At 71.2% G+C, this 13,905-nt stretch carries 13 protein-coding genes; 8 read left to right on the top strand and 5 right to left on the bottom strand.

Translation table 11 applies throughout. From position 1 onward, the window contains the following. Window position 1: 1 nt before the first annotated feature. The 4 genes from dapC (at window position 2) to MUN76_RS00815 (ending at window position 5,116) form a co-directional block, all read left to right on the top strand. Window positions 2-1,105 carry a succinyldiaminopimelate transaminase gene (gene dapC / locus MUN76_RS00800; RefSeq protein WP_256451795.1) on the top strand — a complete coding sequence of 368 codons (1,104 nt, stop codon included), beginning with the start codon at window positions 2-4 and terminating at the stop codon, window positions 1,103-1,105. A 278-nt stretch (window positions 1,106-1,383) separates the two neighbouring features. Continuing rightward, window positions 1,384-2,682: a citrate synthase gene (locus MUN76_RS00805; RefSeq protein WP_244686304.1), complete on the top strand. Its 1,299-nt coding sequence runs from the start codon at window positions 1,384-1,386 to the stop codon at window positions 2,680-2,682. After that, entirely contained in the window at window positions 2,682-3,473 is a 792-nt protein-coding gene (locus MUN76_RS00810) for an ABC transporter ATP-binding protein (protein WP_244686306.1), read from the top strand. The genes MUN76_RS00805 and MUN76_RS00810 overlap by 1 nt, the downstream gene beginning before the upstream one ends. Beyond that, the gene (locus tag MUN76_RS00815; protein ID WP_244686308.1) at window positions 3,455-5,116 is read left to right on the top strand and encodes a transporter; all 1,662 of its coding nucleotides are present in this window, start codon (window positions 3,455-3,457) and stop codon (window positions 5,114-5,116) included. The genes MUN76_RS00810 and MUN76_RS00815 overlap by 19 nt, the downstream gene beginning before the upstream one ends. Before the next feature lie 84 nt (window positions 5,117-5,200). Here MUN76_RS00815 and dapD read toward each other — a convergent pair whose 3' ends face one another. After that, window positions 5,201-6,175: a 2,3,4,5-tetrahydropyridine-2,6-dicarboxylate N-succinyltransferase gene (dapD, locus tag MUN76_RS00820; RefSeq protein WP_244686310.1), complete on the bottom strand. Its 975-nt coding sequence runs from the start codon at window positions 6,173-6,175 to the stop codon at window positions 5,201-5,203. 41 nt (window positions 6,176-6,216) lie between these two features. Between dapD and dapE the strand changes: the two genes are divergently transcribed. Next, on the top strand, window positions 6,217-7,323 hold the full coding sequence (gene dapE, locus MUN76_RS00825) for a succinyl-diaminopimelate desuccinylase (protein ID WP_244686312.1): 1,107 nt from the start codon (window positions 6,217-6,219) through the stop codon (window positions 7,321-7,323). A 73-nt stretch (window positions 7,324-7,396) separates the two neighbouring features. Continuing rightward, complete coding sequence (locus MUN76_RS00830; RefSeq protein ID WP_244686314.1) at window positions 7,397-7,567, top strand: DUF3117 domain-containing protein; 171 nt, start codon at window positions 7,397-7,399, stop codon at window positions 7,565-7,567. Between the two features lie 109 nt (window positions 7,568-7,676). Here MUN76_RS00830 and MUN76_RS00835 read toward each other — a convergent pair whose 3' ends face one another. Beyond that, on the bottom strand, window positions 7,677-8,309 hold the full coding sequence (locus tag MUN76_RS00835; protein ID WP_244686316.1) for an O-methyltransferase: 633 nt from the start codon (window positions 8,307-8,309) through the stop codon (window positions 7,677-7,679). A gap of 152 nt (window positions 8,310-8,461) precedes the next feature. On the opposite strand from MUN76_RS00835, the gene MUN76_RS00840 reads away from it, so the two are divergent. Both MUN76_RS00840 and MUN76_RS00845 read left to right on the top strand, forming a co-directional pair. Continuing rightward, the gene (locus MUN76_RS00840; protein ID WP_244686318.1) at window positions 8,462-8,920 is read left to right on the top strand and encodes a twin-arginine translocase TatA/TatE family subunit; all 459 of its coding nucleotides are present in this window, start codon (window positions 8,462-8,464) and stop codon (window positions 8,918-8,920) included. A 16-nt stretch (window positions 8,921-8,936) separates the two neighbouring features. Beyond that, a complete protein-coding gene (locus MUN76_RS00845; RefSeq protein WP_244686320.1) occupies window positions 8,937-10,709 on the top strand; it encodes a putative bifunctional diguanylate cyclase/phosphodiesterase in 1,773 nt (590 codons plus the stop codon). On the opposite strand, the gene MUN76_RS00850 is transcribed toward MUN76_RS00845, so the two are convergent. Genes MUN76_RS00850 through MUN76_RS00860 form a run of 3 tightly spaced genes read right to left on the bottom strand, consistent with a single transcriptional unit; the run spans window position 10,696 to window position 13,798 of the window. Then, on the bottom strand, window positions 10,696-11,883 hold the full coding sequence (locus MUN76_RS00850) for a P-loop NTPase (RefSeq protein ID WP_244686322.1): 1,188 nt from the start codon (window positions 11,881-11,883) through the stop codon (window positions 10,696-10,698). The two genes, MUN76_RS00845 and MUN76_RS00850, sit on opposite strands and share 14 nt — an antisense overlap. Further along, a complete protein-coding gene (locus tag MUN76_RS00855) occupies window positions 11,883-12,518 on the bottom strand; it encodes a DUF1003 domain-containing protein (protein ID WP_244686324.1) in 636 nt (211 codons plus the stop codon). The genes MUN76_RS00850 and MUN76_RS00855 overlap by 1 nt, the downstream gene beginning before the upstream one ends. Then, the gene (locus tag MUN76_RS00860; protein ID WP_244686326.1) at window positions 12,515-13,798 is read right to left on the bottom strand and encodes a magnesium transporter MgtE N-terminal domain-containing protein; all 1,284 of its coding nucleotides are present in this window, start codon (window positions 13,796-13,798) and stop codon (window positions 12,515-12,517) included. The genes MUN76_RS00855 and MUN76_RS00860 overlap by 4 nt, the downstream gene beginning before the upstream one ends. Window positions 13,799-13,905: the final 107 nt, after the last annotated feature.

Raw genomic sequence — 13,905 nt, forward strand, 5'->3', positions numbered from 1 at the left:
CGTGCGGGGGCCGCTGCCCGACTACCCGTGGGACGCCATGGCGCCCTATGTCGCGCTGGCCGGGCAACACCCCGACGGGCCGATCAACGTGTCGATCGGTTCGCCGGTCGATCCCTCGCCGCAGAGCGTTTGTGAGGCGCTCGCCGCCGCGACCGACGCGCACGCCTACCCGGCGACCGCGGGGACCCCGCGCCTGCGCGAGGCCATCGCCGAGTGGTTCTCCCGTCGTCGCGGCGTGACCTTGGCGCCCGAGGCCGTGCTCCCCACCGTCGGCTCGAAGGAACTCGTCGCCCTGCTCCCGTTCCTGCTCGGTCTCGGGGAGGGGGACGCCGTGGTCTTCCCGCGCATCGCCTACCCGAGCTACGCGATGGGTGCCGCGATGGCGGGCGCCGACGCGATCGCCTCGGACGACCCTGCGGAGTGGCCGGAGCACACCCGGCTCGTGTGGCTGAACTCGCCCTCGAACCCCGACGGGCGGGTGCTCGGGGTGGAGGCGCTCCGCGCTGCGGTCGTCCGGGCGCGTGAGCTCGGCGCGGTGATCGCCGGGGACGAGTGCTACGCCGAGTTCGGCTGGGATGCGCCGTGGGATCGCGAGGCGATTCCGTCGATCCTCGACCCGCGGGTGGTCGGCGACGATCACCGGGGGGTGCTCAGCGTGTACTCCCTGAGCAAGCAGTCCAACCTGGCCGGGTACCGCGCGGCGTTCATCGGTGGCGATCCCGCGCTCATCGACTCCCTGCTGACGGTGCGCAAGCATGCCGGGCTCATGCAGCCGGCACCCGTGCAGGCCGCCATGGTCGCCGCGCTCCAGGACGAAGCGCACGTGGACGAGCAGCGGGCGCTGTACCGGGCGCGGCGCGAGCTGCTGAGACCTGCGCTCGTGTCGGCGGGCTATCGCGTCGACGGCAGCGAGGCGGGGCTCTACCTCTGGGCGACGCGGGGTGAGGACGCCTGGCAGAGCGTCGAAGCGTTCGCGCGGCTCGGGATCGTGGTCGGGCCGGGGCACTTCTACGGCGACGACGCGCCGCAGCACGTGCGGCTCGCGCTGACGGCGAGCGACGCGCACGTCGCCGAGGCCGCCGCACGGATCGCCGCCTCCCGCTGAGCGGGCGTGGTTCCTGCTGATCCCGCGCCCCTCGGGGGTGCGAGAGGTAGTCGCGAGGGGCCCGTGCGGGGCCGGATCTCGGGCGAGAGTGCCGCGCCCTGCCGCGCACCCGCCGGGGGACCCGCTGAATCGACTTTTTGCTCGACGTCAAGATACTCTAGGTGGTGCACGCGTCTGAACGGCAGTGCGACCTGGTGCTCCCCGCGAGCCGATATGGTGTAGGAATGGCGGTGTCGTACCCGACGCTCGCCAGCATGAGACCCCCACGAGGAGACGACGTGACCGAATCGACTCACGGCCAGGCGCCCGCGGCAGCGAAGCTGACATTCCCCGGCGGCAGTGCTGAGTTCCCGATTACCCAGGCCGTCGACGGCGCCTCGGCGATCGACGTCAGCACGCTCACCAAGCAGAGCGGCTACACGGCGCTCGACTACGGGTTCGTGAACACGGCGTCGACGAAGTCGGCCATCACGTACATCGACGGCGACCAGGGAATCCTGCGCTACCGCGGCTACCCGATCGAGGAGCTCGCCCAGCAGTCCTCCTTTCTCGAGGTCTCCTACCTCCTGATCTACGGGGAGCTCCCGACCCCCGAGCAGCTCGCGGAGTTCGATGGCGAGATCCGTCGCCACACGCTCCTCCACGAGGACATGCGCTACTACTTCGAGGGCGTACCGCACACCGCGCACCCGATGGCGGTGCTCTCGGGCGGCCTGCAGACGATGTCGACCTACTACGAGAGCTCGCTCGACACCGCGGTGCCCGAGTTCGTGAAGGTGAACACGATCCGCCTGCTCGCCAAGCTGCCGGTGCTCGCGGCCTACGCTCACAAGAAGTCGATCGGCCAGGCCTTCCTGTACCCCGACAACGAGCTCGGCTTCGTCGAGAACTTCCTGCGCCTCAACTTCGGCAACAAGGCCGAGAAGTACGAGATGAATCCCGTGCTCGTCGACGCGCTCGACAAGCTCCTCATCCTGCACGCCGACCACGAGCAGAACGCTTCGACCTCGACCGTGCGCCTCGTCGGATCGACCGGCGCGAACATGTTCTCGTCCGTCTCCGCGGGGATCAACGCCCTCTCGGGACCCCTCCACGGCGGTGCCAACGAAGCGGTGCTCTCCATGCTCGCGCAGATCCGCGACTCGGGGCAGAGCGTGGAGACCTTCGTCGAGAAGGTGAAGCGCAAGGAGGACGGGGTGAAGCTCATGGGCTTCGGGCACCGCGTCTACAAGAACTACGACCCGCGGGCGCGGATCGTCAAGGACAGCGCCGCCAAGGTGCTCCAGGAGCTCGGCGTCAACGATCCGCTGCTCGACCTCGCGCAGGAGCTCGAGCAGATCGCACTCGAGGACGACTACTTCAAGGAGCGCAAGCTCTACCCGAACGTCGACTTCTACACCGGCGTCATCTACAAGGCCATGGGCTTCCCGACGCGGATGTTCACGGTGCTCTTCGCCATCGGTCGTCTGCCCGGCTGGATCGCGCAGTGGCGCGAGGCCCGCGAAGATCCCCAGACCAAGATCGGCCGCCCGCAGCAGCTGTACATCGGCAGCCCGGAGCGCCACCTGGAGCGCTGATGTGGGATCGCACAGTGGGAGACCTCGTGGACGCCGCGGCGCCCGCGCTCGAGCTCCGCGCGCTCGGCAAGCGCTTCGGCGAGAAGGTCGCGGTCGACGGGATCTCCCTGTCGATCCCGACCGGATCCTGCACCGGCCTCGTCGGCCCGAACGGCGCCGGCAAGACCACGACCCTGTCGATGGCCACCGGCCTGCTGCGGCCGGATGCCGGTCAGGCACTCATCTCGGGCGTCGACGTCTGGCAGCACCCGACGGAGGCGAAGCAGCTCGTCGGAGTGCTGGCCGACGGGGTGAAGCTCTTCGACCGGCTCACCGGGGAGCAGCTCATCACCTACCACGGCCTGCTCGCCGGCCTCGATGCGGAAACCGTCGCGCGGCGCTGCCAGGACCTGCTCACCATGCTCGACCTCACGGGTGCGGGTACCACCCTGGTCGTCGACTACTCCGCGGGCATGACCAAGAAGATCGCGCTGGCCTGCGCCCTCGTGCACGCGCCGCGGCTCCTGGTGCTCGACGAACCGTTCGAGTCGGTCGATCCCGTCTCTGCGGCGAACATCCGCGACATCCTGCAGGGGTTCGTGCGCGGCGGCGGCACGGTGATCGTGTCGAGCCACTCGATGGACCTCGTGCAGCGGATGTGCGACCACGTCGCCGTCATCGCGCAGGGTCATGTCCTCGCCGCGGGCACCGTCGACGACGTGCGCGGCGCTTCGACGCTCGAGGACCGCTTCGTCGAGCTGGTCGGGGGGCGTCAGCACCTGCAGGGACCGACGTGGTTGAACCAGTCCTGACCCCGGGCGGGGTGCTCGAACCCGGCCGGCTCGGTTTGGTCGGCGCCACCGCGGCGCGCACCAGCGGCGTCGCGCGCGTGCGGGTGCTCGTGCGGCTCCGCTTCGCGGTGATGTGGAATACGCTCCGCCGTCACCCGATGCAGCTCGTGGGCGCGATCGTGGGCGGCCTCTACGCGCTGGGTCTCCTCGCGGCCCTCGTGATCGCGCTGGTCGGGCTCTCGTTCGCCCCGACCGAGCTCGCGCGCACCGCTCTGGTGCTCGGCGGTTCGGTCGTGCTGCTCGGCTGGATGGTGGGGCCCATCGTCACCTCGGGCATGGATCGGACCCTGGATCCGGCGCGGCTCGTCGGCATCCCGATCTCGCCGAACCTGCAGCTGACCGGCATCGCCGCCGCGAGCCTGCTCGGGATCCCCGGCCTCGTGACACTGCTCGTCTCCCTCACGAGCGCGGTCGTGTGGCTCCGCTCGCCGGGCGCGTTCGTCGTCGCGCTGCTGCTCGCCCCCGTCGGCGCGATCACGGCCGTGCTGGCCTGCCAGCTGGTGATCACCGCGCTCTCGCGACTCTCCGCGAGCCGCCGGTTCCGCGAGGTGATGGGCGGCCTGCTCATCCTCGTGCTCGTGCTGCTCGGCCCGATCTTCACCGGCATCGGTGCGGGGGTCGCGACGCTCGCCGAGCGCCTCCCCGCGATCGCAGCCGGATTCGGGTGGACGCCGCTCGGCGCCGTTTGGGCCGTGCCCGCCGGACTCGCAGAGGGCCACTGGCTGCAGGCCGCCGCACAGGCACTCATCGCCCTCGCCACCCCGGTCGTGCTCGGCCTCGCCTGGCGCAGGCTCTTCCTCTCGAACCTGGGCACCTCCGCCGGAGGATCCCGTGCGTCGGGACGCGCCGGCGCCGGGTGGTTCGCGCGGTTCCCGGCGACGCCCCGCGGCGCGGTGGCCGCCCGCGCGCTGACCTACTGGCTGCGCGACCCGCGCTACCTGCAGAGCCTCATCGTTGTGCTCGTGATGCCGGTGGTGTTCGGGTTCGTGTCCGCGACCACCGGCGCGCCGATCCTCCTCCCCGGCTCCACCGTGCTCGTCGCCGTGCTCATCTCGCTGAGCACCTTCGCGGACATCTCCTACGACGGCACGGCGTTCAGCGCCCACGTGCTGCGAGGGGTGCGCGGGATCGACGATCGGCTCGGGCGGATCTGGGCGAACGCGATCGTGGGGGTGCCTGTGATCCTGCTCGTCGCCCTCGTCACGACCGCGATCGTGGGGCGGTTCGACCAGCTGCCCACTCTGCTCGGCCTCGTCGCCGCGGTGACGCTCGGCGGCTTCGGCGTTGCGAGCGTGTGCTCCGCGCTGTTCGTCATGCCCGTCCCGGCCTCGGGGGAGAACCCCTTCGCGTCGAAGCCGGGCGCCGGCGTGCTGAGCATGGTCGGCATGGCGGGCTCCTACGGCTCGCTCGCGCTGCTCTCGCTCCCCACCATCGGCTTCACGATCGCCGCCGGGGTCACGGGCGCGCCCTGGCTGATCTGGACGACCCTCGCGGTCGGGATCGTGAACGGCGCGGTGGTGTGCTGGATCGGGATCCGCTGGGGAGCAGCGATCTTCGATCGCCGTGCTCCGGAGCTGTTCGCCCGCGTCGTCGCGCAGGGCTAGCGGAAGACGTTGGCCTGACGGAGCCCGGGCCGACGGAGCCCGGGCCGACGGAGCCCGGGCCGACGGAGCCCGGGCTCGCCCCGCCTACGCGTGCAGTGCGGCGTTCAGTACGATGCCGGATCCCTCGCGGGGCAGCACCTCGACCGCACCCGTGCGGGAGTTGCGGCGGAACAGGAGCTTCTCCACCCCGGAGAGCTCGAGCGCCTTCACCTCGACCGGCTCGCCCGCGGAGTCGCTCGTGCCCTTGGGGAGCACCACCTTCGTGCCGGCGGTCACGTAGAGTCCCGCCTCCACGACGCTGTCGTCGCCGATCGAGATGCCGATGCCCGAGTTCGCGCCGAGCAGGGCGCGCTGCCCGATCGTGATGCGCTGCGCACCGCCGCCTGAGAGCGTCCCCATGATGGAGGCGCCGCCGCCGATGTCCGAGCCGTCGCCGACGACGACACCCTGCGAGATGCGGCCCTCGACCATCGATGCGCCGAGGGTGCCCGCGTTGAAGTTCACGAAGCCCTCGTGCATGACCGTCGTGCCCGGCGCGAGGTGCGCGCCGAGGCGCACGCGCGAGGCGTCCGCGATGCGCACCCCCGCCGGCACGACGTAGTCGGTGAGCCGGGGGAACTTGTCGAGGCCCACCGCGGTGATGCCCGCACGCTTCAGCGCGGGGAGGCGCGACGCGTAGACCTCGGGACGCATGGGGCCCGCGGTCGTCCAGGCGACGTTCGGGAGCTGAGCGAAGATGCCGTCCAAGTTGATCGAGTTCGGGGCCACGAGGCAGTGCGAGAGCAGGTGGAGGCGCAGGTACGCGTCCTCGGTGCTCGCCGGGGCCGCATCGAGGTCGATCTCGATGTCGACGAAGCGCACCTCGACCCCGCGGCGCTCATCGGCGCCGGTGAGTCCCGCGAGTTCGGCCGGCGCGATCCACGGATCGCGGTCCGCCGGACGGGCGCCGAGCTCGGGCGCGGGGAACCAGGCGTCGAGGGTGACGCCGTCGGCGGCTCCGGGGGAGTCGACGGCGACGGTGGCGAGTCCTGCGGACCAGGCGAAGCGAGAGTCAGTCATACGCTCTATCGTATCGGGGCGGACCCCCTAGGCTGGTCTGTGTGACTTCCGCAGCACCCGCACCCCTCGATCCCGCAGCAGGCCCCGTCGAGCTCACCCGGCAGCTCTGCAACATCCCCTCCGTCTCGGGCGACGAACGCGCCATCGCAGATGCCGTCGAGGCGATGCTGGCCGCGCACGCCCCGCACCTCACCGTGATGCGGGATGGCGACACGATCATCGCCCGCACCGAGCTCGGGCGCGACCGCCGTGTCGCGATCGCCGGGCACCTCGACACGGTGCCCATCAACGAGAACCTGCCGGTCCAGGATCGGATCGACCCGGAGACCGGCGCCGCGATGCTCTGGGGGCGCGGCACCGTGGACATGAAGGCCGGGGTGGCGGTGCAGCTGGTGCTCGCGGTCGAGCTCGTGGCCCCGACCGTGGACCTCACCTGGGTCTGGTACGACCACGAGGAGGTCGCCTCGGAGCTGAGCGGTCTCGGCCGCGCCATGCGCCAGCACCCCGAGCTCTTCGAGGCGGACTTCGCGATCCTCGGCGAGCCCTCGAACGGCACGATCGAGGGCGGCTGCAACGGCACCCTCCGGGCGCGGATCGAGCTGCACGGCACGCGGGCGCACTCGGCCCGCAGTTGGATGGGGCGGAACGCGATCCATCGTGCGGGCGAGCTGCTCGAGCGGCTCGCCGCTTTCGAGCCGGAGCGGGTGGCGGTCGACGGGCTCGAGTACCGCGAGGGGCTCAACGCCGTCCGCATCGAGGGCGGGGTCGCGGGCAACGTGATCCCGGATCGCTGCAGCTTCGAGGTGAACTACCGCTTCGCCCCGAGCCGGAGCACCGACGAGGCCGAGGCGTTCGTGCGGGCGTTCTTCGCCGACGCCGACGTGGTCGAGATCGTCGATCTCTCACCCGGGGCTCGCCCCGGTCTCGAAGCCCCCCTCGCGCAGCGCTTCGTCGCCGCCGTGGGACAGACGCCGACGGCGAAGCTCGGGTGGACGGACGTCTCCCGCTTTTCAGCGCTCGGGATCCCCGCCGTCAACTTCGGACCGGGCAATGCGCTGCTCGCGCACGCGGACGACGAATCCGTTCCCGTGGACCAGATCACGGCCGGTGCGGAGGCGCTCCGGGCGTGGTTGTCGGGCGCAATATAGCGTGTTGGGATTTCGCTGAAGCCCTCGGCTAGCGGATAATGGGAACGAACGACCAAACTTGCGAGGAGGCGCCATGGCTGCAATGAAACCGAGGACTGGGGATGGACCCATGGAGGCGGTGCGTGAAAGCCGGGTGATCGTCGTGCGTGTGCCGCTCGAGGGTGGTGGACGCCTGGTGGTGTCCGTGAACGACCAGGAGGCCGGTGAGCTCCGCGACGTGCTCGCCGCCGTGCTCGACGGATAGGCATTCGATCATCGAGTGCAGCTGACGCTGTTCAGAGCTGAAGGGGCCCCGCGGAAGCGGGGCCCCTTCAGCGTTCTCCGCGAAGCGTGCGAACGTCAGGGCAGAGGTATCAGTCGTCGAGTCTCACCAGGGTGAGCACCCCGTCGCCGGCGGGGGAGAGCATGGACGCGATGGCACTGGACTCGGCGACGAGCGCGAGCAGGTCGCGCATGGCCTGCGTGGCCTCGTCGCGGGCGGCGGGATCCGGCACCCGCCCGTGCGAGAAGGCTCCGGGAACCACGACGCAGCCTCCGGGGCGGACGATGCCGAGGGCGTGCTCGAAGTAGTCGAGCAGCTGCGTCGGGTTCGCGTCGAGCAGCACGAGGTCGTAGGAGCCGAGGTTCAGTCGCGGCAGCACGTGCAGCGCGTCGCCCTCGATCAGACGCAGGCGCGCGGCCGGGATGCCCGCCTCAGCGAACACCGTGCGCGCCTCGCGGAGATGCTCGGCCTCGATCTCGATCGACGTCAGGGTCGCGTCGTCGACGTGCCGCAGCAGCGACAGTCCGCTGACGCCGACGCCCGTTCCGACCTCGCAGATCGCCCGGGCGCGACTGAGCGCCGTGAGCCCGGAGAGCTGCGCCGCGATGGACCGGCTGACGGGTTCGATCCCGAGCTCGAGCGAGAGTCGGCGCGCGCGCACCTGGGCGTCGGTCTCGCCCGGATACTGTTCGGCGTACTGCCAATTGCGTTCGAGCTTGCTCACGTTCTCCTCCGGGGGTTCAGCTGCGGCGGGCACCGCGCACCCTAAGCGTACGGGCCCGCGCCCCGGTGAGCCCGCGCACACGCGTGGCCCCGGCAGAAATCAGGGCGACGGGAGACATCACGATTCACTCGCCGAGGACTACGATGGGGGAGATGGGCCTCACGATAGACAAGATTCTGGTGATCATGGTGATCGCCATGTTTGTCATCGGCCCCGATCGGCTGCCCGTCTACGCCAAGAAGCTCGGTGAACTGGTGCGCAGCATCCGGCGCATGTCCGAGGGTGCGAAGGAGCGCTTGAAAGACGAGATGGGTCCGGAGTTCGACGAGGTCGACTGGCGGCAGCTCGATCCGCGGCAGTACGACCCGCGCCGGATCATCCGCGATGCGCTGCTGGAGGACGAGCAGGAGGCGCGGTCGGCCGCGCAACGGGCGAAGGCCTCAGACGCGGCGAAGTCCCGGCGGATCGGCGGCGCGGCGGCGGGGACGGCCGGAGCCGCGGCGGGGGTAGCCGGCGCAGCCGTCGCCGCGGGCGCGGTGGCCGCCGCGGGAGCAACGGAGTCCGGCGCCGATCCCGCAGCCGGGCTGCGCTTCGACGAGGAAGCCACGTGATTCCCGGAGCGGTCGTGTGAGCGACACCCGGCTCGCCGACCTCGGCGGCGATTCCGCCCGGCGCCTGGTCGCGGACATCTTCGCGGCGCTCAACTCCCACGCGCTGGTGTCGGTCACGGACCGACGCGGTGTGATCCTCCACGCGAACGACCGGTTCTGCGAGGTCTCGCAGTACCCCCGATCGGAACTCGTCGGGCGGACGCACGCGGTCGTGAACTCGGGGCACCACGATCCGGAGTTCTTCGCCGAGATGTGGCGGACGATCCGGCGCGGTGAATCCTGGCGCGGCGTGATCTGCAATCGCGCGAAGGACGGCAGCGAGTACTGGGTGGAGACGCTCATCGCGCCGATCCTCGGCGACGACGGCACCCCGGAGCGCTACGTCTCGATCCGGGTCGAGGAGACTCGACGCCACCTGGCCGAGGAGCAGGTGCGGCGCCTCGCCTACGTGGACGCGGTCACGGGCTTGCCGAACCGCGCGGCGATGCTCGCGGCGATGCTGCGAGCCGTCGAGCACCGCGCGCCGGGCTTCTGCGGATTCGTCACGGTGAGTGTCGACGAGCTCTCCGTCGTGAACGATGCGTTCGGATTCGAGGCGGGCGAGCTCCTGCTGCAGAGCGTCGCAACGCGGATCCTGCAGCTCGATCACCCGATCGCCGCCATCGCCCGACTCGGCTCCGGCGTCTTCGGACTCCTGCTCGTCGATCTCGGCGAGGAGCGCGTGGCCGGCGCGCGCTGCCGCGAGGTGATGGAGGAGCTCCACGCCGCGCTCAGCGGGCCGGTGGACCTCGGCGACGGGGTCGTGGTCGACGCGTCGGTGAGCATCGGATCGGTGCTCTGGGCCGACGGGAGCACGGTCCCCGCGGATCCCGTCGTGAGCGAGGACACGGGATCGCCCCGCTACATCCTCGGTGCGTTCGTCGGCACCGATGACCCCGCGATCGTCGTGAACAGCGCGGAGATCGCCCGTAAACGGGCGCGGCAGAGCGGCGGGCACCGTCGTCTCCGCCACTTCCAGCGCAGCATGCTCGACGACGCGCGCGAGCGCGTGCAGCTCGTCTCGGAGCTGCGGCGCGGGATCGAGCGCGGGGAGCTCCGCCTGTTCGCGCAGCCGATCGTGGATCGGCACCGGCGAGTGCTCGGCGAGGAGGGCCTGATCCGGTGGCGCAGTCCGGAGCGCGGGCTGATCCCGCCGGACGAGTTCATCCCGCTCGCCGAGCAGACCGGCATGATCATCGAGATCGGGGAGTGGGTGCTCGACCAGGCCTGTCGGCAGCTCGCCGTGTGGGCCCGGGATCCGGCGACGCAGCACCTCACGCTGTCGGTCAATCTGAGCGAGCGGCAGCTGCGCGAGCGCGACTTCGCCGAGCAGGTGCGTGACCGCATGGACCACTACGGCGTTCCGGCGGGCAAGCTCAAGTTCGAGCTCACCGAGAGTGTGCTCAACACGGACCTCGACCGCACGATCCGGCTCCTCTCGCTGCTCCGGGCCGACGGCGTGCTGACGTCGCTCGACGACTTCGGCACCGGGTACTCCTCGCTGAGCTATTTGCGCCAACTGCCGGTGCAGCAGCTCAAGATCGACCAGTCGTTCGTCGACACGGTCGTCGACAATGCGCAGACGGCCGCCGTGATCACCATGATCGTGCAGCTCGGCCGCGCCTTCGGCCTGCACGTCGTCGCCGAGGGCGTCGAGACGGAGCCGCAGTTCCAGCGGCTCGCCGAGCTCGGGGTCGACGCGTTCCAGGGCTTCCTCTTCAGCAAGCCCCGGCCGATCAGCGAGGTGTGACCGCGAGCGAACGGCCCGCGAGCCCGCGACCGCCGCGGGCCAGCTGAGCCGCGATCCGCACGACCTCGGCCGCTGCCGGGTCGTCGGGCGCGGCCAGTACCGCGGGGGTGCCCGCGTCGCCGGCGATCCGGAACGGCGGACTCAGCGGGACGCTGCCGAGGAGCGGCACCGCGCCGTGCTCCGCGTCGCTCAGCCGCTCCGCGACGAGGGCGCCGCCGCCCGTGCCGAAGACATCGACCACCGAACCGTCGGGCTGCACGAGGCCGGCCATGTTCTCGACGACGCCGATGACGCGCTGGCCGGTCTGCCGCGCGACGAGGGCGCTGCGCACCGCGACGTCGGCCGCGGCCTCCTGCGGGGTCGTGACGACGAGCACCTCGGCCTGCGGCAGCAGTTGGCCGACGCTGATCGCGATGTCGCCGGTGCCGGGCGGCAGATCGAGGAGCAGCACGTCGAGGTCGCCGAACCAGACGTCGCGGAGGAACTGCTCGATGGTGCGGTGGAGCATGGGGCCGCGCCACGACACGGCCGTGGTGCGGGGATCCTGCTCGCCGAGGAACATGCCGATCGAGATCACTTTCACGCCGTGGGCGACCGGGGGCAGGATCATGTCGCCCACGCGCGTCGGCTGCACGGTGGTGCCCTCGCTGCTGAGGCCGAGGATGCCCGGGATCGAGAACCCGAACACGTCCGCGTCGACGAGGCCGACCGACAGCCCCTCCGCGGCGAGGGACACAGCCAGACCCGCGGTGAGCGAGGACTTGCCGACGCCGCCCTTGCCGCTCGTGACGGTGATGACGCGCGTGAGGGAATCGGGGCCGAACTGCAGGGGGCGGGTGCCGCGGTCGCCGCGGACGCGCGCGATGAACGCCTGGCGCTCGGCGGGGGTCATGACGCCGACCTCGACGTCGACCTCGGTCACCCCCGCCGCCGCCGCGGCGGCCTCGCGGGTGTCGGCCTCGATCCGGCGGGCCGCAGGACAGCCGGCGATCGTGAGGAGGATCGAGACGGTCGCGCGGCCCTCAGCGTCGACGCGCACGGCGCGGACCATGCCGAGCTCGGTGATGGGGCGCAGGATCTCGGGGTCGCGCACCCGGTCGAGCTCGGTCCAGACCGGGCGTTCGCGGGGCCCGGCCTGGTCGCGGGTCTCGGCCGGGATATCGGGCGTCGTCATCACTCGGGCTCGGCGGCGGCCGCGCGCTGGGCCGCCGCGGGGTCGGGCTGCGCGTCGAGGGGGCCGAGCGCAGGGGGTGCATCGGCATCGGCATCGGGCTCACTCGGCTCCGGGAGCGCCGGCGCCCGTTCGGCTTCGAGATCGGCGAGCAGCGCCCGGAGCTCGGCGCGCACGAACTCGCGGTCGGGCAGGTCCTTCATGGCGAGCCGCAGGGCGACCACCTCGCGCGCGAGGAACTCCGTGTCGGCGAGATTGCGTTCCGCGCGCTGGCGATCCTGCTCGATCTGCACTCGGTCGCGGTCGTCCTGACGATTCTGGGCGAGCAGGATCATCGGCGCCGCGTACGACGCCTGGAGCGACAGGATCAGGGTGAGCGCGGTGAAGCCGAGCGCCGCGGAATCGAACCGCCACTCCTCGGGGCCGAACCCGTTCCAGGCGAGCCAGGCGACACTGATGAGCGTGAGGATCAGCAGGAACCACGGGGTGCCCATGCCGCGCGCGATGCTCTCGGTCCAGCGGCCGAAGCGCTCGTTCCGGTTGGACTCGCGGCCGCCGCCGCGGGCAGGCCGGGCGGCGCGGGTGCCGGAGGCCAGCGGAGCGTCGAAGCCGGGATCCCGGCGCGTGAAGAAGCTCACGACGCACCCCCGGGCTCGTCGTCGGCGTGACGCCAGTCGTCGGGCAGCAAATGGTCGAGCACGTCGTCGACCGTGACCACCCCGACGAGCCGGTTCTGGTCATCGACGACGGGCATCGCCACCATGTCGTAACTCGCCAGCCGCCGCGACACCTCCGCGGCGCTCGCCTGCACGGGGACCGCCTCGATCTCGGTGTCGATGAGCGCGGACAGACGCTCGTGGGGCGGGAAACGGAGCATGCGCTGGAAGTGCGCCATGCCGAGGTACTCGCCGGTCGGGGTCTCGTACGGCGGGTGGGTGACGTAGACGGCGGAGGCCATCGCTGGAGGGATCTCGGCGCGCCGGATCATCGCGAGCCCCTCGGCGACACTCGACTCTCCGGACAGCACGATGGGGGCCGGGCTCATGAGCCCGCCCGCCGTGTCGCCGTCGTACTCGAGGAGGCGACGCACGTCTTCGGCCTCCTCGGGTTCCATCAGGTCGAGGAGCTCCTCGCCCTTCGCCGCGGGCAGGGCGGCGATGAGGTCGGCCGCGTCGTCCGGCTCCATCCGGTCCAGCACGTCCGCGGTGCGATCCGGCGGCATCTGCGCGAGCAGGGCCAACTGGTCGGTCTCGCTCATCTCCTCGAGCGCATCGGCGACGCGCTCATCGGGAAGCTCCTGCACGACCTCGACCATGCGCGGCTGCGGCAGCTCGAGTAGGGCCTCGGCGAGGTCGGCGGGTTTCAGATCGACCATGGTCTGGATCAGGAGCTCGGCGGACTGTGCGCCGGTGTGCTCGCTCGGCAGCTGCACCTCCGCCCACCGGACGATGCGGGCATCGCCGCGGCTGAAGGGCGCGGCGGGCTTCGGGAAGCGGACGAAGAGCTCCGTCACGAGCCACTCGCCGGTGCGGGCGCGCTCGATCGCCGCGTCCTCGATCCTGGCCATGCCGGCGGCGGATCCCGCGCGGTCGGTGCGCGCGTCCCGCGCGGCGGCGACCTGCACCTCTCGTCCGATGAGCTCCGCGATCATGCGGGTCTCGCCACCGCGCTGCTCGAAGCGACGGATGTTGATGAGGCCGGTGGTGATGACCTGACCCGAGCCGATGGAGGTGACCCGGCTGATCGGCACGAAGACGCGACGTTTGCCCGGGATCTCGACGATCAGGCCGACGACACGCGGGGCGCTCGCGGCGCGGTAGACGATGAGGACGTCCCGGACCTTGCCGATCCGGTCGCCGACGGGGTCGAACACCCCGCGTCCGGCGAGACGCCCGACGAAGACTCTCGAAGTACTCACACCCCTACGGTAGCGCTCCCGCATGCCGCGAACCGCCGAATCCGACCAGACGGAGGTGAACTCACCGCGTACAGGCGGTGTTGAGGGGGCGCGGGGGACACTGGGGG

This window comes from Leucobacter rhizosphaerae (assembly GCF_022919175.1).
In the GTDB taxonomy this organism is placed as follows: domain Bacteria; phylum Actinomycetota; class Actinomycetes; order Actinomycetales; family Microbacteriaceae; genus Leucobacter; species Leucobacter rhizosphaerae.

Bases quoted from the DNA above. Each gene is read 5' to 3' on its own strand.
- MUN76_RS00830 (WP_244686314.1), top strand. From the start codon at position 7,397: ATGGCTGCAATGAAACCGAGGACTGGGGATGGACCCATGGAGGCGGTG.
- MUN76_RS00810 (WP_244686306.1), top strand. From the start codon at position 2,682: ATGTGGGATCGCACAGTGGGAGACCTCGTGGACGCCGCGGCGCCCGCG.
- dapD (WP_244686310.1), bottom strand. From the start codon at position 6,175: ATGACTGACTCTCGCTTCGCCTGGTCCGCAGGACTCGCCACCGTCGCC.
- MUN76_RS00850 (WP_244686322.1), bottom strand. From the start codon at position 11,883: ATGACGACGCCCGATATCCCGGCCGAGACCCGCGACCAGGCCGGGCCC.
- MUN76_RS00840 (WP_244686318.1), top strand. From the start codon at position 8,462: ATGGGCCTCACGATAGACAAGATTCTGGTGATCATGGTGATCGCCATG.